General features: G+C 68.9%; 22 protein-coding genes, 1 tRNA gene and 1 pseudogene. 9 read left to right on the top strand and 15 right to left on the bottom strand.

Going from position 1 to position 23,794, the window contains the following annotated elements:
• Window position 1: 1 nt before the first annotated feature.
• The gene (gene kdpA / locus BLR91_RS19375; protein WP_442911302.1) at window positions 2–1,678 is read right to left on the bottom strand and encodes a potassium-transporting ATPase subunit KdpA; all 1,677 of its coding nucleotides are present in this window, start codon (window positions 1,676–1,678) and stop codon (window positions 2–4) included.
• A 14-nt stretch (window positions 1,679–1,692) separates the two neighbouring features.
• Window positions 1,693–1,782, bottom strand: a complete 90-nt coding sequence (locus BLR91_RS19370) for a potassium-transporting ATPase subunit F (protein WP_018192608.1) — start codon at window positions 1,780–1,782, stop codon at window positions 1,693–1,695.
• Window positions 1,783–2,094: 312 nt separating this feature from the next.
• Between BLR91_RS19370 and BLR91_RS19365 the strand changes: the two genes are divergently transcribed.
• Entirely contained in the window at window positions 2,095–2,739 is a 645-nt protein-coding gene (locus tag BLR91_RS19365) for a GNAT family N-acetyltransferase (protein ID WP_089878803.1), read from the top strand.
• A gap of 9 nt (window positions 2,740–2,748) precedes the next feature.
• Here the strand turns inward: BLR91_RS19365 and BLR91_RS19360 are convergent, their stop codons facing one another.
• Window positions 2,749–3,192, bottom strand: a complete 444-nt coding sequence (locus BLR91_RS19360; protein ID WP_089878806.1) for a DUF6069 family protein — start codon at window positions 3,190–3,192, stop codon at window positions 2,749–2,751.
• Between the two features lie 91 nt (window positions 3,193–3,283).
• Between BLR91_RS19360 and BLR91_RS19355 the strand changes: the two genes are divergently transcribed.
• On the top strand, window positions 3,284–3,871 hold the full coding sequence (locus tag BLR91_RS19355; protein ID WP_020076381.1) for a TetR/AcrR family transcriptional regulator: 588 nt from the start codon (window positions 3,284–3,286) through the stop codon (window positions 3,869–3,871).
• Between the two features lie 27 nt (window positions 3,872–3,898).
• On the opposite strand, the gene BLR91_RS19350 is transcribed toward BLR91_RS19355, so the two are convergent.
• The 4 genes from BLR91_RS19350 to BLR91_RS19335 are packed head-to-tail and all read right to left on the bottom strand — an operon-like array spanning window position 3,899 to window position 7,620.
• Complete coding sequence (locus BLR91_RS19350) at window positions 3,899–4,633, bottom strand: Type 1 glutamine amidotransferase-like domain-containing protein (protein ID WP_089878809.1); 735 nt, start codon at window positions 4,631–4,633, stop codon at window positions 3,899–3,901.
• 46 nt (window positions 4,634–4,679) lie between these two features.
• Window positions 4,680–5,909: an ABC transporter permease gene (locus BLR91_RS19345; RefSeq protein WP_089878811.1), complete on the bottom strand. Its 1,230-nt coding sequence runs from the start codon at window positions 5,907–5,909 to the stop codon at window positions 4,680–4,682.
• Entirely contained in the window at window positions 5,906–6,604 is a 699-nt protein-coding gene (locus tag BLR91_RS19340; RefSeq protein WP_089878814.1) for an ABC transporter ATP-binding protein, read from the bottom strand. Before BLR91_RS19340 ends, BLR91_RS19345 begins: the two co-directional genes overlap by 4 nt.
• Window positions 6,604–7,620 carry a biotin/lipoyl-binding protein gene (locus BLR91_RS19335; protein ID WP_089878817.1) on the bottom strand — a complete coding sequence of 339 codons (1,017 nt, stop codon included), beginning with the start codon at window positions 7,618–7,620 and terminating at the stop codon, window positions 6,604–6,606. The genes BLR91_RS19340 and BLR91_RS19335 overlap by 1 nt, the downstream gene beginning before the upstream one ends.
• Window positions 7,621–7,740: 120 nt before the next feature.
• On the opposite strand from BLR91_RS19335, the gene BLR91_RS19330 reads away from it, so the two are divergent.
• Window positions 7,741–8,268, top strand: coding sequence for a winged helix-turn-helix domain-containing protein (locus BLR91_RS19330; RefSeq protein ID WP_018192615.1), 528 nt, complete (start codon window positions 7,741–7,743; stop codon window positions 8,266–8,268).
• Complete coding sequence (locus BLR91_RS19325) at window positions 8,265–9,524, top strand: MFS transporter (RefSeq protein ID WP_089878819.1); 1,260 nt, start codon at window positions 8,265–8,267, stop codon at window positions 9,522–9,524. Before BLR91_RS19330 ends, BLR91_RS19325 begins: the two co-directional genes overlap by 4 nt.
• Window positions 9,525–9,536: 12 nt before the next feature.
• Here BLR91_RS19325 and erm read toward each other — a convergent pair whose 3' ends face one another.
• Window positions 9,537–10,298: a 23S ribosomal RNA methyltransferase Erm gene (erm, locus tag BLR91_RS19320; protein WP_089878822.1), complete on the bottom strand. Its 762-nt coding sequence runs from the start codon at window positions 10,296–10,298 to the stop codon at window positions 9,537–9,539.
• 166 nt (window positions 10,299–10,464) lie between these two features.
• Window positions 10,465–11,460: a GlxA family transcriptional regulator gene (locus BLR91_RS19315; RefSeq protein WP_089878825.1), complete on the bottom strand. Its 996-nt coding sequence runs from the start codon at window positions 11,458–11,460 to the stop codon at window positions 10,465–10,467.
• Between the two features lie 224 nt (window positions 11,461–11,684).
• Between BLR91_RS19315 and BLR91_RS19310 the strand changes: the two genes are divergently transcribed.
• From BLR91_RS19310 to BLR91_RS19295, 4 genes and pseudogenes are all read left to right on the top strand, one after another.
• Entirely contained in the window at window positions 11,685–12,167 is a 483-nt protein-coding gene (locus tag BLR91_RS19310; protein WP_089878828.1) for a DUF2269 family protein, read from the top strand.
• A complete protein-coding gene (locus BLR91_RS19305; RefSeq protein WP_089878831.1) occupies window positions 12,164–12,439 on the top strand; it encodes a hypothetical protein in 276 nt (91 codons plus the stop codon). Before BLR91_RS19310 ends, BLR91_RS19305 begins: the two co-directional genes overlap by 4 nt.
• A 133-nt stretch (window positions 12,440–12,572) precedes the next feature.
• Window positions 12,573–12,905, top strand: a complete 333-nt coding sequence (locus BLR91_RS19300) for a hypothetical protein (protein WP_231918752.1) — start codon at window positions 12,573–12,575, stop codon at window positions 12,903–12,905.
• A gap of 16 nt (window positions 12,906–12,921) precedes the next feature.
• Window positions 12,922–13,143: pseudogene (locus tag BLR91_RS19295) on the top strand (alpha/beta hydrolase); the annotation flags it as partial.
• A 39-nt stretch (window positions 13,144–13,182) separates the two neighbouring features.
• Here BLR91_RS19295 and BLR91_RS19290 read toward each other — a convergent pair.
• Together BLR91_RS19290 and BLR91_RS19285 are read right to left on the bottom strand one after the other, a co-directional pair.
• The gene (locus BLR91_RS19290; RefSeq protein ID WP_089878840.1) at window positions 13,183–13,578 is read right to left on the bottom strand and encodes a hypothetical protein; all 396 of its coding nucleotides are present in this window, start codon (window positions 13,576–13,578) and stop codon (window positions 13,183–13,185) included.
• Between the two features lie 120 nt (window positions 13,579–13,698).
• On the bottom strand, window positions 13,699–18,285 hold the full coding sequence (locus tag BLR91_RS19285) for a DUF7927 domain-containing protein (RefSeq protein WP_089878843.1): 4,587 nt from the start codon (window positions 18,283–18,285) through the stop codon (window positions 13,699–13,701).
• Between the two features lie 246 nt (window positions 18,286–18,531).
• Here BLR91_RS19285 and BLR91_RS20360 point away from each other — a divergent pair, with 246 nt between their 5' ends.
• Window positions 18,532–20,061 (top strand): helix-turn-helix transcriptional regulator, encoded by a 1,530-nt coding sequence (locus tag BLR91_RS20360; RefSeq protein WP_089878846.1) that lies wholly within the window; start codon window positions 18,532–18,534, stop codon window positions 20,059–20,061.
• Window positions 20,062–20,130: 69 nt separating this feature from the next.
• On the opposite strand, the gene BLR91_RS19275 is transcribed toward BLR91_RS20360, so the two are convergent.
• The 4 genes from BLR91_RS19275 to serS all read right to left on the bottom strand — a co-directional run bounded on the left by BLR91_RS19275 (window position 20,131) and on the right by serS (window position 23,782).
• Window positions 20,131–20,215, bottom strand: a tRNA-Ser gene (locus BLR91_RS19275).
• A 54-nt stretch (window positions 20,216–20,269) separates the two neighbouring features.
• Entirely contained in the window at window positions 20,270–21,562 is a 1,293-nt protein-coding gene (locus tag BLR91_RS19270) for an LCP family protein (RefSeq protein WP_018192623.1), read from the bottom strand.
• A gap of 154 nt (window positions 21,563–21,716) precedes the next feature.
• On the bottom strand, window positions 21,717–22,520 hold the full coding sequence (locus BLR91_RS19265; RefSeq protein ID WP_089878849.1) for an HAD family hydrolase: 804 nt from the start codon (window positions 22,518–22,520) through the stop codon (window positions 21,717–21,719).
• Window positions 22,517–23,782 (bottom strand): serine--tRNA ligase, encoded by a 1,266-nt coding sequence (serS, locus tag BLR91_RS19260; protein ID WP_089878852.1) that lies wholly within the window; start codon window positions 23,780–23,782, stop codon window positions 22,517–22,519. Before serS ends, BLR91_RS19265 begins: the two co-directional genes overlap by 4 nt.
• Window positions 23,783–23,794: the final 12 nt, after the last annotated feature.

Here is a 23,794-nt window from a genome sequence, read left to right as displayed (position 1 = left end):
ATCAGTGAAGCCCTTCCGCCAGGGGACCCAGCGCGAGAACGGGGAAGTAGGTGAGTGCAGCGACGACGACGACCACGCCGACGACGAAGGCGACGAACAGGGGTCGATGCGTCGGGAGGGTGCCGGTCGTGGCGGGCACCTTGTCCTGAGCCGCCAGCGAGCCGGCGAGCGCCAGGACGAACACGATCGGCAGGAACCGGCCGAGGAACATGGCCGTGCCGAGCGCCGCGTTCAGCCAGGGCGTGTTCGCGGTGAGTCCGGCAAAGGCCGACCCGTTGTTGTTCGCCGCGGAGGTGAACGCGTAGAGGACCTCGGAGAAACCGTGCTGCCCGGGGTTCCAGATCGAGACCTTCTCGACGTTGTCCTTGATCGCGGGGATGGCGAAGCTGAGCCCGGTGCCGAGCAGCACCAGTGTCGGCGTGATCAGGATGTACAGGCTGGCCAGCTTGATCTCCCGCGACCCGATCTTCTTCCCCAGGTACTCCGGGGTGCGACCGACCATCAGGCCGGCGAGGAAGACGGAGATGATCGCGATGATCAGGATGCCGTAGAGTCCCGCGCCGATACCGCCGGGAGCGACCTCGCCGGTCATCATGTTCAGCATCGTCATCATCCCGCCGAGAGGCGTGAAGCTGTCGTGCATCGAGTTCACGGCGCCGGTGGAGGTCAGCGTGCTCGTCGTCGCGAAGAAGGTGGATCCGAGGATGCCGAACCGCTGCTCCTTCCCTTCGAGCGCACCGCCCGCGGCCTGGGTCGCCGTCCCGGCGCCCTGCAGCTCGAAGAGGGTGAGCGCCACGAGCGACACGAGGAAGATCGCGGACATCGCGCCGAGGATGGCGTAGCCCTGACGGTTGTCGCCGACCATCCGGCCGAAGGTGCGCGGCAGCGAGAACGGGATCAGCAGCATGAGGAAGATCTCGATCAGGTTGGTCCACGCCGTCGGGTTCTCGAAGGGATGCGCCGAGTTGACGTTGAAGAACCCTCCGCCGTTGTTCCCGAGCAGCTTGATGGCCTCCTGCGACGCCACCGGTCCGCCCGGGATCGTCGCCGATCCACCCGTCAGCGTGCTCACGCTGGTGAAGCCGTTGAAGTTCTGGATGGCGCCGCCGACGATCAGGATGATCGCGAAGACCACCGAGAGGGGCAGCAGGATGCGCAGCACGGCGCGCGTCGCATCCACCCAGAAGTTGCCGATGGTGCCGGAGCGGTGGGCGGCGAACCCGCGGACCAGCGTGATGGCGACCGCGAGCCCGACGGCGGCCGAGAGGAAGTTCTGCACCGCCAGACCCGCGATCTGCACGGTGTACCCGACGGTCACCTCCGGCGAGTAGGACTGCCAGTTTGTGTTGGTGACGAACGAGATCGCGGTGTTGAACGACAGCCCCTCGGGCACCGCGGGCAGCCCCAGCGAGTACGGGAGGACGGCCTGCGCGCGCTGCAGCGCATAGACGAGCAGCACGCCGAGGATCGAGAACGCGAGGACGCTGCGCAGGTAGACCGGCCAGCTCTGACCCACGCGGGAGTCGACGCCGATGATCCGGTAGAACCCGCGCTCGATCTTCAGGTCTTTGCGGGTGGTGAAGGTCGCGGCCATGTAGTCGCCCAGCGGGCGGTATGCGAGGCCGAGCAGGAGGACGAGGGTGGCGAGGAACGCCACGAACAGCCAGAAGGTACTCATCGAATCCGGCATCTCTAGAACTTCTCCGGCTTCAACAGGGCGTACACGAGGTAGGCGATCGAGGCCAGGGCCGCCGCGGCCGCCAGCAGGTCGAAGAAGATCACAGCTTCTCCACCCCTCGACCGACCAGGGCGACGATCGCGCCGAGCGCGACGATCCCCACAACGCAAATGAGGTCCAACACGGAATCTCTCCATCCGGGTCAACCGCCTCGCCGACGTCCGGCAGGGCGGTGAGGACTGGCGGCACGCCAGAACCCCGGACCTATGTAAGTGCGGCGGGGAGTGCAGAACGGCGGTCCTAACGCGATCCATACGGCGCGCGCCGGAGTCCTAACGCTTTCCCTCCGGCGGTCGCTCACGGAGGTCGTCTCTCCTACCGAGCGTCGCCATGTGTGGGATGGAAGACTGGCCACCATGGACATCGCGACGGCTTTTCCACCTCTCGCTCTCCGCATCCAGGCCGGGCCGCTCACGCTCCGGCCGATCACCGATGAGGTGCTTATGGTGCTGATCGAGGTGGCGGCCGCCGGCGTGCACGACCCGGCTCGCATGCCGTTTTACTACCCGTGGACCGATGCCCCCGCCGACCAGCTGCCCACCGAGTTCGCCCAGTATCACTGGGGCACGCGCGCGCGATGGTCGCAGTCTGCGTGGTCGCTGGAGTTCGCCGTCGAATATGACGGCGCGATCGTCGGCACGCAGGGATTCGCCACCCAGGATTTCGTGACCACACGCACCGGTGAAACCGGCTCATGGCTGGGCCGTCCGTACCACGCGCGCGGGATCGGAACGAGGATGCGGCAGGCGATCTGCGCGTTCGCCTTCGATCATCTCGGAGCGGAGGAGATCACCTCGGGCGCCTTCACTGACAATCCGGCATCACTCGCCGTGAGCCGGAAGGTCGGCTATCGGGCGAACGGCCGGAAGCGGCTCGTCAGCCGGGGCGAGCTGGCCGTGGACCAGCGCTTGGTGCTGACTCCGGAGCACTTCGTTCGGGGCGACGCGATCGCGGTCACCGGGGTGGATGCGTTCCGCGAGTTCATCGGGCTCACCCCGTGAAGCGAAGGACTACGACCGGCGAGCCGGAGCGCCGCGGGACGCGAGGACGTACGCGGGGATCGCGACGCCTGCGACCCCGAGGTGCATGAGGGCGAGCGCCAGAACTGCTCCGGATGTCGTTCCCGGAACGAAGCGCAGCGTCGCCAGCAGGACGTCCGGAAGGAAGGATGCGACGACGACGATCGGGACGACGATCGTCAGCGCACGTCGCGGGTTGCGGGCGCGGCGACGGATGAGGACCCATCCCACCCAGCCTGCAGCGACTCCGAGCACCGTCATCGACGCGTAGGCGGGAACCGTGAGCGGGCCGTAGGCGGACGAGACGCCCCACGCGTGAGCGAGGGAGGCGATGACGGCGTTCAGGCCGATCGCGATCAGTGTCGCCACGATGAGGATGATCGCCGTGCGGGCTTTGGATGCGGACGCGACCGGGGTGAGGGTTTGCGTAGTCATGAGCACCTCCGTTGTGATGGAGTTACGGTTCCGAGTGGTACCGTAATGGGATTACGGTACCGCCAATTCCCGAAAGGTACAATGGCCTCCTATGTCCGATGCCTCTGCGAACCCGGTGGGCCGGCCGCGCGATCTGGAGCTGGAGTCCCGCATCCTCTCGGCGACGCAGGATCTGCTCATCGAGATCGGCTACGGCGGCACGACGATCGCGGCGGTCGCGGAGCGGGCGCACTGCGGAAAGTCCGCCATCTACCGCCGATGGGAGACCAAGGCGGACCTCATCGTCGCCGCCGTCCGGGCATCCCAGCCCCGATCAGCCCCGCCCGACACGGGTTCGCTTCGGGGTGATCTGCTCGCAGCGGCCCTGCACTTCGCCGGGTCCGACGAGCGCTCCGGCCGGGTGCTCGCGAGCCTGCTGAGCGCGATCGGCGGCGATCCGGTGCTGTACGAGGCGGCGTACCGGGAGGTCGGTCAGCCGCCCGTTCTGGCGCTGACCGCCGTCATCGAGCGCTGGATGGCGGAGGGCACGGTCCAGAAGGATGTTCCCGTCGGGCTGATCGCGGGCATCGTGCCGACCGCGGCTTTCGGAAGCGTCGTCCTCCGGAAGCAGTACCTGGATCGGGAGGCTGTCACCGAGCTCGTGGACCACGTCCTCCTGCCTGCACTACTGCGCCCGTGAGCGACGCGGGCGGACGAGGACGAGGCGTCAGCGGACGTCGGCAGTCGTGGCGTCGATCATCGACACATCCACGCCGCTGCTGACCGACCGCACCCTCCACACGCTGCCGCCGCCCACGACCCGAAGACCCCCATCGCCGACGATCAACACGGTGCGCTCGTCGACGCCGAGGGCACCGTCGATAAGCCCGGACTCCACGGCGGCGACCAGTCTCGAGAGCGTGCCGCGCTGTGCCACGTGCGGGTCGACCGAGCCCTCGACGAGTCCGATGCCCGGTGCCACCTCGAGCTCGATCCCGGGCTCGGACGGGTCCTCCGGGCAGACCAGCCGGCCGTGGATGCGGGAACCGCCGCCGAGCGCTCGCTCGGCGGCCACCATCGCGCCGGCCGAGACGCCGAGGTAGGGCACGCCGGCCGCGACCTGGCGGCGGATCTCGGCGAACAGAGGTTCGAGTGCCTCCCGCACGGCTTCGACGATGCCGCCGCCAACCAGGATGCCGTCAACCTCCGCGATCGCGCTCGGCGACAGCTCCTCGCCGCCGTACGAGCTCGTCACATGCACCTCTACCTCGCCGGCCGCCGCGAGCACCCGGCACAGCACCTCGGCCCGCTCCGGACCGCCGGGATGGATCGACACGATCGCGACCCGAGGCACCGTGCGTCCGACGTCGCGGGCTCGCGCGGCGGCTTCAGCGAGGAACGGCGCGTACAGCGGCGCATCCGACGGTTCCAGTGCACCGCCGCCCAGCAGGTGGACGCTCATCCCGCAACTGTACGGGGTCTCGCGCCACAGACGAGACCGAGTCCCGTCAATACCGGATGGCGTCGATCGGCCGCACCCGGACGGCGACGATCGAGGGCAACAGCCCGGCGAGTGCACCGACGCCGACGGCGATCAGCATCCCGAACGCGGCTGCGGAGAGGGGGAACGCCGGAACGTCCTGAAGGCCCTGGCGGTGCAGGAAGCCGATGACGACCGGGTTCTCGAGCGCGAGGATCGCGACCATCACCCCGGCGACTCCGGCGACGGCGGTCGCGACGACGCTCTCCATCATGACCCCGGCGAACACGCGTCCCGCCGTCGCGCCGAAGCTGCGCCGGATCCCGATCTCCCTGATGCGCGCTCGGACGGTCACCATCGAGATGTTCAGGAGTCCCAGGGCGCCGAGCAGCAGGATGAGTCCCGCGCCGGCACCGCCGACGATCTTCAGGAAGAGCAGCGGGTCAGGGCCGTCAGCAGCTTGGTAGTCCTGTCGGTTCACGCTCACCGTCGCACCGTTCCCGACGGCGCGCGAGAGGTCGGCGGAGAGACGTTCCGACAGCGGCCCAGCGACCTCGGGCGGCACCCAGGCGAAGTACTGCGTCGAGCCCGCGTCTCCCTCAGCCGCGCCGGGAGGCTGGAGCGCCCGATAGGCGTCGTAGAGCATCCACAACTGGGCCAGGTGCTCGTCCCCGCCCGCGGCCACCCCGACGACGACCGCGTCGACCGAGGTCGGGCTGATCAGATGGAGCATCGGGTGCGAGGCCACGTCGGGTGAGCCGAGCAGACGCCACAGGCCCTCGTTGATGACCACCGCGGGCACGAGCCGGTCGGCATCGCGTGCGGAGAACCAGCTCCCGGCGACCATCCGGGTGCGGAACATCACCGCGTAGTCCGGATCGACCAGCTGCCCGCTGAGATTGGCGTCCGGCGGCAGGCCGCGCACGACCGGCTGCGCGTAGCCCTGGCGCGTCGAGTAGCTCACCTGGTACCGCGCGAGCGTGTCGGTCACCAGGTGGCCGAACTCCTCATCCGTCGTGAGCGGTCGGCCGTCCTCGGAGTACGGCAAGCTGATGTTCATCATCGCCGGCCGCCCCTGACCGCGTTCGAGCCCCTCGACCACCCCCTGCTGAGCGACCGCCGAAATGGCCGCGATGGAGGTGAGCGCCATGATCGCGACCGCGACGCCCACGATCGCCATCAGCACCCTCGCCCGGTAGACCCGGAACTCCGACCACGCCTCGACGAGGACGCTGTAGACCGACGTCAGCGCCCTCACCGGACGACCTCGACCTCGTCGGGATGCAGGACGCCGCCGTCGAGCCGGTGGCGGCGGTCGGCAAGTGCGGCGATGTGTGGATCGTGTGTGATGGTCACGAGGGCGGCCCTGCTGTCGCGGGCCACGCCGTCGAGCAGCCCCATGACCGCCTGACCCGTCTCCACATCCAGAGCTCCCGTCGGCTCATCGGCCAGGATCACACGCGGCTCGCGGACGAGTGCCCGAGCGATCGCGACGCGCTGCTGCTCGCCGCCCGAGAGCCTGCTCGGCAGCCAGTCGGCCCGGTCGGCCAACCCGACCCTGTCGAGCATCTCGAGCGCCAGACGCCGGCGACGCCAGAACCGGTGCGGTTCGGCGTACAGCAGAGGGGTCGCGACGTTCTCGGCCGCCGTGCGACCGGGGAGGAGATTGAACTGCTGGAAGATGAACCCCACCTCCCGGCCCCTGCGCTTGTCCCGCTCCGCCGCCGACATCCGCTGCACCGGAACGTCGTCGAACCGGATGCTGCCCGCCGTCGGCTCATCGAGCAGCCCGAGGATGTTGAGCAGCGTCGACTTGCCGGAGCCGCTCCGGCCGACGATCGACACGTGTTCGCCGGCGTCGACGACGAGGTCGACCCCGCGCAGGATGTGCAGAGGCTCGGCATCCGGGATCTCCACCACGCGGGTGACCCCGTCGAGCACCAGGATCGCCATCAGCCGCTGATGCCGTTCGCGGCCGCCTGCTCGTCGACCTTGGACGGGACGAACTGCAAGATCTCGTCGCCCTTCTTCAGCCCCGAGACGATCTGCACCTGCTGACCGTCGAAGATCCCCAACTGCACCTTCACGGCCGTCGGAGCGCTTCCATCGGCGGCCGGCCGGTACACCGTCCCCGCCGCACCGGCTCCCTCGACGGCCGTCGCAGGGACGAGGAGCGCGTCGTCGGCCGAGCCTGCACTGATGGTCAGCTTCGCCGCCAGGCCGGCGAAGACCGTCACATCGGCGGGCACCGCACACCGCACGGTCGGACCCCCGGTCGATCCCGCTCCGGACGGCGAGCCTGCGGAGGGAGCCGGGGCCTGCGCCGATCCGTCGGACCCGGCGCTCGCGCCGGCCAGCGGTGCGCTGACGCTGAGGCCGGTGCACGTGAACGGCGCCGGCCCGCCCGCGATGGTCACCTTCGCCTCCGTCGGCTTTGTCAGCAGACGGTACTGCTGCACGGCGGCGATCGACCCGGTCACGTTGAACGTCGGCGGAGCCACCTGGGCGAGCACATCGCCCACGGCGACCTGCTGACCGACGAGCACATCGACCGCGGACACCGTCCCCGCGGCACCGGCCGTGATCGTCACCGTGCCGTACCGCGGACTGCCGTCCGCCGCGGGCGTGGCGAGCTGCTGCTTGACGACCGCCACCGGTGTGCCGGCGTCGACCGCGGCGCCCGGCGCCACGGCGACCTTCGTCACCTCGCCCGCCGCGGTGGCCCGCACCGGCGCCGCCGCATCGGCGAACACGGTCGCGTCCACCGTGAGGTCGTTGCGGATCGACCCGCTCGCGACGGTGGTCGTCGGCTCGGAGACGACTCCCGTCGGCCTGACCCCGTCGGCTCCGGCGGTGGCACCGCTGAAGAACGCGAGCTTCACCAGTGCGGCCGCGATCGCGGCGAAGACGACGAGGCGAAGGACGGGGAACACCCAGCGGCGCATCACGCCAGGAGACGACACACTCATCCCCTCAGTCTGGCCGAGGCGGCAAATCGATCTCATCATCCTCTGGGCTGACTCGCACTCCGCCCTTCAACCCCCAAAGACACATTTGACGGTCGGCTCGCCGCGCGCGACCATGGCGGAATGTCAACTCTCGAGGAGCTTCGCGCGACCGCCCATCCCATCCGTCTGCGGCTGCTGTCGTTGCTGACCGGCGCCGCCATGAGCGCCGCGGAGGCCGGCCGCGAGCTGGGGTACTCGCAGGCGACGGCGAGCTATCACCTTCGGGTGCTGGAGCGTGCGGGGCTGGTGCGCGTCGTCGAGGTCGTGCGCCTGCGGGGAGGGGAGGCGAAGCGCTACCGGCACGAAGCGTCGGCCGAGCCGTTCCTCCTCCCTCCCGCGCAGCCGACCTCGGCGGCGCTGCGGGAGGAGCAGGCCGTGTACTACGACGCCCTCATCGAGGAGCTGCACCGCCGTGCGCGGCAGCGCGCGGCCGGCCCGTCGGTCTCCACCGACGCTGAGCTATGGGTGGACCCCGAGGTCTGGCGTCGCGTCGTGCGCCGGGTCGGAGAGGCGTCGGCGCTCATCCACGCCGCGGCGCAGCGCCCGCGCACCCCGGGAACGGTACCCGTGTCGATGACCGTCGCGCTCTTCCCGCTGAGGCGTCCGTGACCGGCCAGGTCGCCGCGTCGACGGCTCCCGCGACGAAGAAGCCGAGCCCGCTGCACCATGCACCGTTCCGCCGGCTGCTGGCCGCCCGCACCATCGGCGTCGTCGGCAATGCCGTCGCCCCGATCGCACTGGCGTTCGCCGTGCTGGACCTCACCGGCTCCCCCGTCGACCTGGGACTGGTGGTCGGCGCCCGGTCCATCGCCAACGTCGCGGTGCTCCTCTTTGGCGGCGTCATCGCCGACCGGCTTCCCCGCCGGCTGGTGCTGGTCGGCACCTCCGTGGGCGCCGCGCTCACCCAAGGCGTCGTCGCCGCCCTCGTCCTGACCGGGACGGCGGCGATCTGGTCGCTCATCGCCCTGAGCATCCTCAACGGTGCCGTCAGCGCCGTGAGTCTGCCCGCCGCGGCCTCGATGGTGCCCGAGACCGTCCCCGCGGAGGTTCTCCGCCCGGCGAACGCGCTGCTTCGGCTGGGGCTGAACGGCGGGACCATCCTCGGCGCATCGGTCGGAGCGGGATTGGTCGCGCTGGTCGGTCCGGGCGTGGGGCTCGCCGTCGACGCGGCATCCTTCGCTCTGGCGGCCCTGTGTTACGCGCGGATGCGGCTTCCTCACCAGACACCGCGGCCCGCGTTGGGCGGATCGTTCCTCTCCGATCTCCGCGAGGGCTGGCGGGAATTCTCCGGCCGCCGCTGGATCTGGATCGTCGTCGCGCAGTTCACCGTCCTGAACGCCGCCTACGTCGGCGGGTCGACGGTGGTCGGGCCCGTCGTCGCCGACGCATCGTTCGGCCGCGCCGGATGGGGTCTCGTCGTCGCGGCGCAGGCCGTCGGCCTCGCGGTGGGCGCGATCGTCGCGTTGCGCTGGCGCCCGCGCCATGCGCTCGGAATCGGTGTCGGACTCATGGCCGTCACCGCCCTTCCGCTCGCGGCGCTCGGACTGCTGCCGTCCCTCCCCGTCCTCCTGATCGCGTTCGGGCTCGGCGGGATCGCGATGGAGCTCTTCTCCATCGCCTGGGACCAGTCGCTCCAGACCAACGTCCCGCGAGATGCGCTCTCGCGGGTCTATTCGTACGACATGGTCGGTTCGTTCGTCGCCGTTCCCCTCGGCGAGACCCTGGTCGGGCCGCTCACCCAGTCCTTCGGTACCGTCCAGACGCTCCTGGGATGCGCGGTCGTTGTCCTGCTCGCGTCGGCTGCGGCCGTGTCGACGCGCAGCGTACGCGGCCTGACTACGGACCCTCCTTCTGTCCGCGAGTGATCGCACGCGCCGCTACTCCCGGAGCGTGAGCCAGAGGGCCGCCCACTGCTCGGCGGTGATGTCGCGCGGCAGGGCGGTCTTCGGCACGGCGGAGCGGGAGAGGGCGCGGTGAGCGGTCGCCGGGCTGACCCGGGCGGCGACCTGAATGACGCGTTCCAGCGTGCCTCCTCTGCCGCAGAACACTGCGCGAACGAACGTCTCGTAGGGGCGGCGATCGGCGTGTGGCACCAGCGGCGATCCGCGGCGCGCGATGGTGAGTATGCCGCCATCGACGCTTGGGCGAGGCGTGAATCCCCAGCTGGGGATCCTTCCGTGCAGCTCGAAGGCGAACCAGGGCGCGCTTTGCGCGGTCATCATCGTGTGCCCTCCGACGCCGGCTCGCTTCCTCGCGACCTCCCATTGAGTCACCAGCACCGCCCGCATCCACGTCGGGTGCCCGAGGAGACGACGGAGGATCGGTGTGGTGAGGTGAAACGGGATGTTGCCCACGATGACCGGAGTGTCCAGCGCATGATGCAGGGCGTCGGCGTGAACCACCCGGACATTCGGGAGGGTCCGCGCGAGCCGGCGCACACGATGTTCGTCGATGTCGATCGCCGTCAGCGGTCGACCGGTCGCCGCGAGCGGTCGCGTCAGGGCGCCGTTGCCGGCACCGAGTTCGAGGATGGGGCCTCTGGTCGCTCCTACGAGGGAGACGATGGTCGCGATCGAGGGGGTGTGTGTGAGGAAGTTCTGGCCGAGTTCGTGTCGGCCGCCATGCAGAGAACGAGGCATGAGCGTGCTCCAGGAAGTGAGGTGGAGCACCTGTGGAGGGCGGCGTGGGTACGCGGAAGCGCCCGTCCGAGGTGCGGTTGACGTCTCGGAAGGACGGCGCGCTTATGCGAGCAGGAGCGAGCGCGCCGTCAGGCGCGGCGGTCGCGGATGAAGAAGAAGCGCCCCGTCACGAGTGCGCTGGAAATCGTTCCCACGCCTCGACGGTAGCAGGAGTGGCAGCCGGCTGGGGGCGGAAGACCTTCCGGTAGGCGCCGGGGGTGATGCCGAGGGCGTGCGCGAACTGTGCCCGGAAGTTGCTGGTGCTCGGGAAGCCCGTCTGGGCGGCGATCCGATCGACGGTGTAATCCGTGGTCTCCAGCAGTTCCTGGGCGTGCCGCAGACGCACACCGGAGACCCACTGCATGGGACTCTGGCCGGTCTCGTCTGTGAACCGCCGGGTGAGCGTGCGCGCGCTCACGCCGGCCTCGGCCGCAAGGTCCGCGAGCGTGAGCTCGCGGTGGGCGTTCGCCTCGATCCAGGTCAGGATGTCGCGGAGGGCCGATGCTCCGGCCGTCGGGCGGTTGCGGACGATGTACTGCGCCTGCCCTCCGGGGCGGTGCAGCGGGGCCACCGCCAGGCGGGCGGCGTCCGCGGCGACCGCCATCCCGTAGTCGCGCTGGATGATGTGCAGGCAGAGGTCAAGACCGGATGCGGCGCCGGCGGAGGTCAGAACGTCTCCGTTGTCCGTGTAGAGCACGTCCGGGTTGAGCCGGACGGCGGGAAACCGGGACGCGAACTCGTCCGCGGCGAGCCAATGCGTCGTCGCATCCTTGCCGTCGAGCAGGCCGGCCTCGGCAAGGGTGAACGCGCCGACACAGATCGACGCGATCCTGGTCCCCTGTCGCGCGGCCGAGCGGAGAGCCGTCAGGATCTCCGGCGGCGATGGTCGAGAGGGATCGTTCCTGCCGGGGACCACGACGAGGTCGGCGCGTTCGAGCACGTCCAACCCCTCGTCGAGCTGCACGCGCAGAGGTCCGGCCTGCACGGACTGCCCGAGACCGGCGACGACGACCCGGTATCCCGGCCTCCCGTCCGGCAACCGCACACGACCGAAGGTCTCGATCGGGGTGGCCAGATCGAATGCGATCGTGTCCGGCAAAGCGAGGACGACAACGCTGTACATACCCGAACTATACCGAGGACGAGCGATTGGCGAGATTCAGGCAAGAGTTGGCCAAATGGCCATGGTGAACGCCCCGGATATCCGAACAGGATCGAAGGAGAGCTCCACGAGAGGAAACCCGCCATGCCCCAGCCCCGTGCCCCGTTCGTGCCGTTCGACGGATTCGACCCGCTCGACGTGGGGGGTCTTCCGCGCACGCCCGCCAGCGGCGAACGGACCGGCGCATGAGCGCGTTCCTCCTGTCCGTCCACGTGCTCGCCGCCATCCTCACGGTCGGACCGGTCGCCATCGCCGCCAGCATGTTCCCGCGGTATGCCCGCGTCGCCCTCGCGTCGCCCGGCGACACGAAGAGTGTCTCCGTGGTGAACCTCTTGCACCGGATCACCCGCGTCTATGCGGTGATCGGAGTGCTCGTACCGGTGTTCGGCCTGGCGACAGCGGCGAGTATCGGGGTGCTCGGAGACACCTGGCTGATCATCTCGATGATCCTCACCGCTCTCGCGGCGGCCCTGCTGATCGCGTTCATTCTTCCCGCCCAGATCCGCGTCGTCCGCGCCGTCGACTCGCCGCAGGACCACGACTCCGCGGCGCCGAGCAGCACCGCCCGCCGGCTCGGGATGCTGACCGGAGTGTTCAACCTGCTCTGGCTGATCGTGGTCGTCTTGATGATCTACCGGCCCGGATCCACGACGGGAGTCGGGCTGTGAGTCCCCGGCGCATCCTGCAGATCGTCGGCACGATCGAGCTGGCCACCCTCGTGGTGCTGCTGGCGAACCTCGTCACCATTCACCTGCCGGAACTCTCGCGGGTCCTCGGCCCGGTGCATGGTCTCGCCTACACCGGCACCGTCATCACGGCCGTCCTGCTGTCGAAGGGGCGCCGCCGGGTCTGGCTGTTCTCGCTGATCCCGGGGGTCGGAGGCCTCCTCGCCTCCCGGACCGCCTCTCCGGGGGCGATCACCGCATCCGGAGGCGACTGAGGCTCCCCATAGGATCTGCCCGGGAGCGAGCACCCCTCCTGGTCGTCGGGGAGCTGGATGCGAAGGGTCCCGCACATCCCCGTGTTCGCAGAGGCCCTCACCATCGCCATCGTCCCGGGTCTATGGTGCCGTCATGGTTGAACATGGAAAGGGCCACCCGGACAGGCTTCCGAGAGGCGAGGAGCCGATCGCGGAAGTGGCAGCCGATCGATTGGATGAGGATGGCCGGCATGCCGGTCGGCTCGTTCTGACGCCGAACCGGATCTACTTCCTCGACGACGAGCACAACGGCGGGGCCCACGACGACATCATCGATCACATCCGTTTCCAGGGTGCCGAGGTGACGGGTGACGACGCCGTCGGCACGTTGGCGCTCAGTTGGAGCGACCAGGGAAGGGTCTACGAGGGCAACACGATCGAACTGGGCGCCTTCAAGAAGGCGATCGACGACCAGCTGAACCCGTAGCCGCGCCTTCCCGGCCAACAGCGATCCGACCGGCCTTCCCCCGCACGTCATCGTGAACTCCGATGCCGACACCCTGCGGGCATCGGGGGAGGCGTACGCCGCTCTGCTCACCACCAGCGGTGTCACCGTGTTCTCGACGCACGAGCCCGGGACCACGCATGGTCACCTCAATGTCTCGCCCGCCGACCGCGCAGCGGAGCACACTCTCGACGTGTTCGTTCGGGCCCTCAGGAGTTGAGAGCTCCTTCACCAGCCGTCGCCTGAAGCGCAGGCGCTCTCACAGCCTGTCGCAGCAAGAAGCAGACCCGAGATACCAGGTGAGGAGCTCCACCGGATCCGCCCCCGGGTATGCGGGCGCATCGACTCCCGCCAAGATCGTTGTGGCGTCGTCGGGGACGAGGGCGAGGAACCTGGCTCGTGGGATGGGCGTGAGCACGTTGCTCCGGCTGCGGAGGGAGCCCTGCGACACCCCTGTCAACTCGGCCAGATCGCGCAACGTGAATCCGATCGTCCGCGCCGCGGCGAGCAGTGAGCGGGTCATCCGGAAAACTTCTCGTCGGTCTGGGCCGGTCGCTTCCGTCTCGGCTTCCTTTGCGGCCAGGAGCAGCACGCGGAGAGCCTGGTACTCCTGCGGCGTCTTCACCGCCGCGAGCACGATGTTCGAGCGGAACATGACCTGATCCCCTTCGTCGGCTGCATGTCGGCGCGTCGATCGCGTAGTGGCAGCGTGGCGGCGGGTCAGGGTCCGACCGGTTCGTCGTATGTGACGACGCCCGGCCGGACCCTGATCTGGTTACGCGTTGTCTTGCGTCTCACCGTTCCGGCGGCGGCGACGGACAATCATCACTGCGCCGCCGAGGGCGAGCAGCAGCAGCGCGATGACGCCCGGGGCGACGATGTCGCTACCGGTGAAGGCGAGACCCGTGCCCGCGGCCGGCGGGACCAGCGGGGTGCTGGTGTCGCAGGCGCCCGCCGGGTCGCATGACCCGTCGACCGGCGGGTCGACCGTGTTCACCAGGCGTCCGTTGCCCGCACCGGCCTGCTTCACGGTGACCGAGTACGTCACAGCGATCGTCTGGCCCAGGTCGAGCGCCCCGGACCAACTGAGCGTCGTCCCCTGCAGCACGGCGCCGTGGGTGGCGTCGTTGTTGTAAGTGGCGTCATCCAGCACGTCGGACATGTCGTCGGTGAAAGAGGCCGGCTTCTCGGTCGTGAACGCGACCGCGCCGGTGTTCTTCACGGTGACCGTGTAGGAGACCTTCGCGCCCGGCTTGACCGCGGCCGTCGTGCTCACGGTCTTGGCAACCGTGAACGCGCGCAGCGGGGTGTGCGTGATGCAGGAGTCCTGCGGGTCACACGTTCCGCCGGGCACCGTCGGGACGACCGCGTTGACCAGGGTGAGGTTGCCGGTGTCCGGCTTGTTCACCGTTACCGAGTAGGTCACGGTCAGCGTCTGCCCGACCCCCAGAGGCCCGCTCCAGGTGAGGGTCGCGCCCTCGACCTTTGCGCCCTGCGTGGCGTCGCCGTTGTACTTCGCGTCGTCCAGCACGTTGGTCAGGTCGTCGCGGAAGGCGGCGGGCGAGCCCGCGGTGTAAGCGACCTTCCCGGTGTTCTTCACCGTCACCGTGTAGGTGACCGTGTCACCGGGCTTCACCGTCTCCTTGTCCGCAGCCTTCGTGACCGTGAACGAACCGGACGGGATGACCGAGCGGCAGTCCGGGTTGTCCGTCGTCGTCGGGCAGCCGCCGTCCGGCGGCGTTACCACGGCGTTGTCGAGGGTCTGATCGCCGGTGTCCGGGTCGTCGACCGTGACCGAGTAGAGCACCGTCACCGTCTGTCCGACCGCGAGAGCGCCCGACCAGGCGAGCGTCGGTGCCGCGTAGGTGGCCCCGCTCGTGGCGTCGTTGTTGTAGGTCGCGTCGTCGAGCACCTTGGACAGGTCGTCGGTGAAGCTCGCCGGGTTCGCCGCGGTGTACGCCGCGGTACCGGTGTTGCTCACCGTGATCGTGTACGTGATCTTCTGGCCAGGCACGACCTCGGTCGCGTCGGCGGTCTTCGTCACGCGGAACGCCTGCAGCGGGGTCACGGTCTCGCACGTGATGCAGGTGGAGTCCGGCGGTCCGCTGACCGTGTTGGCCAGCGTCCCGTCACCCGTGCCGACCGGACCCGCCGTCACCTGGTAGGTGATGACCTGCGTCCCGCCGACCGGGAGCGGACCCGACCAGGTCAGGGTCAGACCGGACACCGTCGCGCCGTTGGTCGCCGAGCCGGGCACGTAGGTGGCGTCGTCGAGAACCTTCGACAGGTCGTCGGTGATCGTTGCTGGCTCATCGGCGGTGTAGTCCACCTTGCCGGTGTTCGCGAGGGTGACCGTGTAGGTGACGGTGTCGCCCGGGTGGACGACCGGCGTCGAGGCGGTCTTGGTGATCGAGAACGACCGCACGGGGTTCTCCGTGCACAGCCCCGGAGCGCACGGGCCCCCGTTACTGAGTGCATTGCCCAGGTCGTTGTCACCGCGCTGCCCGTTCGGCTTCACCGTCACCGTGTAGGTGATGGTGCCGACTTCGCCGGCCGGAACCGTCCCCGTGACCGGGAACGAACCGTTGCTGATCGCGCCGGCCCGCAGGGAAGCGATCGAGCTCGTCGGCTGCGTGGTCACGTCTGCGTCGTCGAGGATCTTCGACAGGTCGTCGCTCCAGCCGGTGACCGGCGCCGTGTCAGTTCCCTTGGTGTTGTCGAACGTGAGCGTGTAGGTCAGCACGTCGCCGGCCTTCACCGCTGTTCCGGACGCCGGGTCGACACTCTTCGACACCGCGAGGTCGGGCATGTTCGTCACGGTGCAGTCCGGGCGCTGCGGGTCGACCGGCTGGCACGTCGTGGGCGGCAGCTCGTTCTGGTTCACGAGGTAATTCGCCGCCACGTTGTTGCCGCGCTGGCCGTCGGGCTTCACCGTCGCGGTATACGTGATGGTGGAGGTCGCGCCGGCGGCCAGGGTGCCGGTGACGGCGATGATGTCGCCGGTGCGGGTGCCGGTGAGCGCTCCGCTGGCCGTCGCGGGCTCCGTCGTCACGGTGGCGTCGTCGGTCACGTCGGACAGGTTGTCCATCTTGTTCACCGGGCCGGAGGTGGTCCCTGTGTTCTCGAAGTGCAGCGTGTACGTGAGAGTGGAGCCGGCGACGAGCGGGTTCGCCGAGGCCGAGACGGTCTTCCAGTCGTCGATCTTCGGCGCGGGAAGTGTCGTCGGTGCGCAGGGAAGCGTGTCGGCGGTCTGGGTGCCGTCGGGGACGCATGCGTTGTTGTTCAGGACACTGTTGCCCTCACCGGTGTAGGTGACCGTGTACGTGATCGTCACGGTCTTGCCCGCGTCGAGCGGGCCGGACCAGGAGAGCGTCGGCGAGGCGAACGTCGGGACGGTGACGGCTGCGCCGTCCACCGTCGCCTTCAGCGACGACGCGACCAGGTCGGCGTCGTCGATCACATCGGACATGTCGTCGGTGATCGTCGCCGGGTTCGCCGTCGTGAACGGAACCTTGCTCGTGTTCGTCGCGGTCACCGTGTAGTTGACGGTGTCGCCCACCTGCAGAGGTGCGGAGTTATCGCCCGAGGTGGCGTTCTGCACCTGCTTGGTGACGGTCAGCGTGGGCGTCGGGCACAAGGCGGTCGAGGTAACCTCTGCGTCGAAGCCTTCGGCGGTGTAGTAGCTCTTGACCTGCACGAGGATCGTGTTCAGGCCCGTCTTCCAGTCGCCGGCCATCGAGGTCTTCGCGGCGTTGCCGGAGTTGAAGCCGCCACCACCCCAGGCGTTGTTCGGATCCTGAGGCAGGTTGGCGCCCTGCTGCGCGACGTTGTTCACCCAGACGCCGGCGACGGTGTTGTCCGACAGCCACGACATATCCAGCTGGAACGTCGCTGGGTCGACCGCCGGGTCCAGGTTGAACTGGTACCGGTAGTACCAATCGCCGTAGCCGTCAGCCTGGTTTTGTCCGTTCGCGGGGTCGACGTACTGTGCCGAGATCCATTGCGACTTCCCGGACTGAGAGTTCGACCACAGGTTGTTGACCTTACCGGCCTGCGCCGGGGCGTAGGTGGCGCCTGCCGGCGGCAGCGCCGCAGCAGACGGGCCGGCCGGGAATGTGGTCGTGTTGACGTAGTTCAGACCCGTGTAGCCGCCAGCCACGGTCCACCGCGGGTCCGCGGCACCGTTGGCGAGCTGGCCGTCTGTGGCCTGGTTGTAGCCGGTGTTGAAGATCGCCGGATCAGTGGTGCAACCCACCGTCGGGATCTGTGCCGTGGTGACCGTCAGCGAGGTGTTCGCGTTCGGGACGAGGTTCGCCACCGTCGTCGTGAGGTTGGAGTTGTCGTTCGTGTAGGTGCCCTGCGTCGTCGCGGTCACGTTCACGGTGATGGTGCAGGTGGCGCCGACGGCAACCGAAATGGCTCCGGCCGTCACGGTGTTGCTTCCGGCGGTGATGCCGGACGTCGTCGGGGTGCCGCACTGGCCATTGTTGGTGACGGTGCCGTCCTTCAGGGTCACGCCGGCGGGCAGGGTGTCCGTGAAGCCGAGCGGGCTCAGGGCGGACTGCCCTTCGTTCGCCGGGTTCGCAATGGTGAAGGTCAGCTGGCTGGTCCCGCCCGGGTTGATCGCCCCAGGAGTGAACTGCTTGGTCAGCGGCGCGCTCGGGAAGGACAGGTCCCACTGCCACGAGTCGCCGCCGAGGTTCTGGTCACTGTTCGCGAAGTTGAACGCGCTGACCAGACCGCTCGTATTGCTGATGGCAACCGTTCCACAAGCGCCGGTCGGGTTGGATCCGTCGGGCTGCTGACAGAAAGAGTTGTCGGCGCGGCGTGCCGGGCTGTTGATCAGGTTGGTGCTGTCGACGGTGAACACCGAGTTCCCGGCCGCCCGGGTGGCCGTGATTCCGTCGCCCGCGATAGCGTTGTTGATCCGGACCAGACTTCCATCGACGTTCATGAAGTGCATCCGCGGTGCGATGACAGGCTTGCTGAACCGCACCTGCGTGTTCAGGCTCTGCCCCGACACCACACCCTGCGTGATCGTCGGGGCACCCGTGGGAGCGTCGGGCGAGATCAGTCCGTTGGCACGGTCGATCGTCCCATTGGTGAACGGGCGAGCCGGAGTCCCATCTCCGCTCGCTGTGACCGTGGCCGTCACACCCGTGGTGCCGAAGGTTCCGGTGAGCGTGCCGCCGTTGGCTGCCGAGCCGCCGACGGCGGTCAGCCACTGCTGCGACGGCGACGCCGCCGCGTCCGCGGGCGCTGCAGCTCCGAGGGCGACGGCGGACAATCCGCCCGTGGCGAGGGCGGCCAGGGCGATACCCGCGACTGCGCGTCGCAGGCCACCCCACTTCGTGGACGTCAAGCCTCTCTGGCGTGCTGACACAGGATCCTCCCCAAGCTTCGAGCCCAGAACGCGCGGAACCCCTCGGCGGGGCCCGCGTGGGACTCTCGAAAGCTGAGTTTGTCGTTTGAAACTCTTATAGGTGGGCCAGCAGCCGGTCTTTCACCCGGGCCCATGCTTTTTCACCCCGGCCGGGGCTGTGGACGTCAGCCGATCGCAATGGGCCACTGGACATGACCGCGATTGGCTGACACCGTTGGAGACGGCATGCGCAGCAGGACCGGTGATGATATGAACCCCGCAGACCTCCCGACCGCGGTGCCGCAGATCGCCCGCACGGACGGGGCCGAGGCGGCAGCCTCTCTCATCGAGCAGCATTGGGACGAACTGTCGGTGACTGCGCCGGACCAGCTGTTGGCCGCTTTGAAGGCACTGCCCGGGGAAGCGTTCATGCGCAACCCCGGATTGTTCATGGCAGCCAACCACTTGGAGCACATCGTGGGCGGCGGCGAAGCCGGCCAGGTACACCCCGCTCTCCTGCATCCGCCCGTCCCCAACCACCGGCGTTCCGTCCTTCAGCGGCTGATCCGGTACACCGCGGAATCGGCTGCTGCGCGCACCCGCGATGACCCGACAGAGGCCGCCCGGATCGCGGAAGAGGCCCTGGCATTCGCCGCTGCGGCGCCTCTGAACGAGATCGAGGACATCGCCACCACGATGCCCCATTTGCGAATGCAGTGGGCTCGCTCCCTCGACGCGGCAGCCTCTCCGCGCGCTGCCGCGGAGTACGCGCGCGTGTTCGTCCTCGCCCGTGCGACCGAGCAACCGTACGTCGCCCGCCGCGTCGCGGCTTCCGCAGCCTGGCTCCACGCCGAGCGCGGCCGTACTGACATGGCGCGCAAGTGGGTACAGCGTGCGCACGACGAAGGTGTCACCGACAGCCGCCACGACGCCGCACTCCTGGTCACGGAGGCTCTGCTCCGCACCGACCAGGACGATCTGCCCGGGGCGCTCGCCCTGCTCGATCGGGCCGACGAGATCGGCCTCGGCGAATACTGGGCACCGGCGATGTGGGTGCGATCCCTCCATGCCCACAATGCAGCGACCGCCGCCGTAACCGAATCGAGGCTTGAACTGCACCTGCAGAGCCATCCCGTGCTCGACTCCGCCGGCGTTGACGGACGCCTCGCCCGAGCCGCTCGGGTCCGGATCAGACTCCTCCGAGGCCGGATGACCGAGGGCCTGGACGGGCTCATCCACCTGTCCTCCTCCGACCGGGTCATCGCAGCTGCGATCGCCCAAGTCGAACGCCGCCACCGAGATGCATTCGACCTCAGCAAAACCGTCACCGAGGACGCGCTCGAACCACGGTTGCAGGCGAACGCGCTGCTAGTCCACGCTGCCGCCGCACGGGCCCTCGGTTACACCGGCACCGCCACCCACGCCTTCATCCGAGCCGACGCTCTCCTGCAACACGCAGGCCTGCACACCAGCTATGAAGCCATCAGCCCTGACGAGCTCGAACACCTCGCGCAGCTCGCCGGCGCCGATACCCGCGCGGCAACCCGTATCGGCAGTGTCCGGCGTGACCTCCCTCAACTGACCAAACGGGAGAATGACGTCCTCGCCCTTCTCACTACCGAGCTCACCGCAACAGAGATCGCCAGCACCCTCTTCATCAGCGGCAACACGCTCAAGACGATGACCCGGCTGCTGTACAAGAAACTCGGCGTCAGTTCCCGCGCGCAAGCCGTGGACTACGCCCACCAATCAGGCTTCCCCGCGATTCGCAGGTGAATGACGCCGCCAAAGAGAATCTCATCTTGCAACTGACGTGTCTCGCGCCGAGAGACACGAGACGGACTGCGGAGGGCGTGGGATTCGAACCCACGAGACATTTCTGCCCACCAGTTTTCAAGACTGGCTCCATCGGCCGCTCGGACAGCCCTCCCGGCGCCGGGCGAACCCGGCGTCGCCCGATTCTAGCGAACCCGGGCGACGGTGATCACTCGGAGAACGGCTTCGAGCAGGTGTACTGCGCCGCCGTCTGGCCGTGCACGTCCGACGGGAGCTCGACCGAGCCGCCGCCGGCGGTGCCCGAGTCGGTGCCGGTGGCCGGAGCCTGGGTCGCCGGAGGCTGGGTGGCGGGCGCCTGCGTCGCCGGCGGCTGCGTGGCCGGGGTCTGCGTGGCCGGAGCGTTCGGGTCGGCCTGGGAACCCACGCCGGTGTCGCCCGTGAGGGTGACCGGCTGATCGTTCTGCAGGGCGCTCATCAGCTGGTCCGCCGCATCCGTCGTCGGGGCGACGCCGCCGTCCACATAGTGGTTCGGGTACTGCACGAACACGACCTTGCTGATGTCGATGTTCTTCAACGCCATCGCCATGGAGACGATCGTGGTCGGGTTGTTGAGGCTGTCGGAGAGGGTGATGTTGCTCGTCGCCGCCTTCGCCAGGCCGTACAGCTTCACCGGGTTGCTCAGCACGTCGGCGCTCTTGATGGTGCGGACGAGCGACGACAGGAACACCTGCTGGTTGCTGATGCGGCCCAGGTCCGAGCCGTCGCCGACGCCGTGACGGGTACGGAGGAAGGCGAGCGCCTGCGAGCCCTGGAGCACGTTCTGGCCGGCCTTCACATCCAGCCCCGTGTACGGGTCCTCGATGTCTCCCGCGACGCAGACGGGCACCCCACCAACCGCGTTCGACATCTCGATGACACCGTCGAACTGGATCACACCGGCGTACGGGATGTTGAGGCCGGTCAGCTTCTCGACCGTGAGCACCGTGCACGCCAGGCCGCCGTAGCTCAGGGAGTTGTTGATCTTCTGGCGGCTCATCGAATCGAAGCTGCCGCCCTTCGGGTCCGGGCAGGACGGGATGGAGACGAACATGTCGCGGGGGAAGCTGACGACGGTCGCGTTCTGGTGGTCGGCCGACACGTGCAGCAGCATCGTCACGTCGTTGAGGTTCTCCTCGCGGTCGCCGTATGCGGTGTTGCCGCCACCGCTGTCACTGCCGGCGAGGAGGACGTTGAACGCACCGTTCATGGCGCCGACGCCCGGCGTCGTCTCGTTGCCCTTCGCGTCGACGAGCTTGACCGACTTCTTGACGCTGGCCACCACATCCACCGCCGCGTAGGCCGCGAGCGAGACGCCGGTCACGCCGAAGATGGCGACGACCGCGACGAAGATCTTGAGGAGTGCTTTGAGCGGATGGTGCTGCTTCAGTCGACCGTGGCGGACCGCTGGTCCTGCCGCCTTCTCCTGCGCTCGCGCTTGCGCGCGGGTGTGCATCTCGCTCATTCACTTCCTTCCGGCCGGGTGTGCGCACGTTCACAGGCGGGCGCCCGGAAAAGAGCGCACGCCGTCTTAAAGGGTGGCACGGGAGGCTGGCAATGCTCTGGATGGGCGCGCGTCGTTGCGCGCGAAGGCTTCCCCCAGACCGAGGGGCGCTCGGTCAGAGCGCGTCGAGGACCTCCGCGACGCCGTCGTCGACGACCGGTGCGGTCGACCGCGTGGCGACCGCCTTCACCTCGTCCGGCGCCTGACCCATCGCGACCGCGAGACCCTCGGCCCCCGCCCAGGTGAGCAGCTCGATGTCGTTGCGGCCGTCGCCGACCGCGACCACGCGCGACCGCGGGATGTCGAGCGCGTGCCGCACCCGCTCCATCGCCGTTGCCTTGCTCACGCCGTCCGGCGAGATGTCGAGCCACGCGGTCCAGCCGATGGCGTAGCTGACGCGCTGGAGGCCCATCCGGTCGACGATCGAGAGGAACTCCTCGGTGTCGTGCTCGGGCGACACCACGACGACACGGGTCGCGGGATGCTGCAGAAGCTCCTCGAACGGCACCTGCTCGGCGTTGACCAGCTCCCAGTCGGTCATACCCTCGGTGTACCGGCGGAACCCGGTCGGCCCCTCCACCATGAAGCTGCCGCTCGGGAGGTGCGGGCGGATGGTCTCCAGCACCTCGGTCGGGTCGAACACCTCGATGAACTCGCGCCGGTAACCGCCCTCGAGGGTGTCGTCGCGCTTCATCGTCAGGGCGCCGTTCGCACAGACGACGAACTCGCTGGTGAGGCCGAACTCCTCGTGGATGGGCCGCGCCGTCTCCCAGCTGCGCCCGGTGGCGAGCATCACCTCGTGGCCGGCGTCGCGCACCCGCGTGACGGCGGCGCGCACGGCGTCGCCGACCGTCTCGTCTTCATGGATCAGCGTGCCGTCGACGTCGAGCGCGATCAGCAGGCGGGAGTCGTCGCTCACGAACGCGTCGGCTCCAGCAGCTCCAGTCCGCCGAGGTAGGGGCGCAGCGCCTCCGGCACGCGCACCGACCCGTCCTCCTGCTGGTGCGTCTCGAGGATGGCGACCAGCCAGCGCGTGGTGGCCAGCGTCCCGTTCAGGGTCGCGACCGGCGCCGTCTTGCCGCTCTCGGTGCGGTAGCGGATGTCGAGACGGCGTGCCTGGAAGGTGGTGCAGTTCGAGGTCGAGGTGAGTTCGCGGTAGCGCCCCTGGGTGGGGATCCAGGCCTCGACGTCGTACTTGCGCGCGGCGCTCGAGCCGAGATCGCCCGCCGCCGTGTCGATGACGCGGTAGCTGAGTCCCAGCGCCTGCATCATCTCCTCCTGCCAGCCGAGCAGCCGCTCGTGCTCGGCCTCCGCCTCCTCCGGGCGGGTGTAGACGAACATCTCCAGCTTGTCGAACTGGTGGACGCGGATGATGCCGCGGGTGTCCTTGCCCGCCGAGCCGGCCTCGCGCCGGTAGCAGGTCGACCAGCCGGCGTAGCGGATGGGCTCGTCGACCTCGATGATCTCGTCGGAGTGGTAGCCGGCGAGCGCGACCTCGCTCGTTCCGGTCAGGTAGAGGTCGTCGTTCTCGAGGTGGTAGACCTCGTCGGCGTGGGCGCCGAGGAAGCCGGTGCCCTGCATGATCTCGGGCTTCACCAGGGTCGGCGTGATCAGCGGGATGAAGTCGTTCTGCAGGGCCTTGTCGAGCGCCATGTTCATCAGCGCGAGCTCGAGCCGCGCTCCGATGCCGCGCAGGTACGAGAAGCGGGCGCCGGCGACCTTGGCGCCCCGGGCCATGTCGATCGCGCCGAGCAGCTCGCCCAGCTCCAGGTGGTCGCGCGCTTCGAACGGGAACTCGGGGATGTCGCCGACCGTCTTGACCACGACGAAGTCGTCCTCCCCGCCCGCCGGGACGCCGTCAACGATCGGGTTGCCGATGCTGCGGACCAGCTGCTCGAACCGGGCATCCGCGTCGTTGGCGGCCTGCTGGGCCTCCTTCACGCGACCGGCGAGCTGCTGCGCCTGGGCGACGAGCTCCTTCTTCTGCTCCTTCGGCGCTTTCGCGACCTGCTTGCCGAACGCGTTCTGCTCGGCGCGGAGTTCCTCGAAGGCCGTGATCGCCGCGCGGCGCTCGATGTCGGCCTGGATGGCCTCGTCGACGAGCTGCACGGAGTCGCCCCGGGCCTCCTGGGAGCGCCGGATGATGTCGGGGTTCTCACGGAGAAGTACGGGATCGATCACCTGACCAGCTTA

The sequence above is a fragment of the Leifsonia sp. 466MF genome, from assembly GCF_900100265.1.
Lineage (GTDB): Bacteria > Actinomycetota > Actinomycetes > Actinomycetales > Microbacteriaceae > Leifsonia.
The sequence above is the reverse complement of the archived record's forward strand: the minus strand, read 5'-3'. Positions and strand labels throughout refer to the sequence as shown.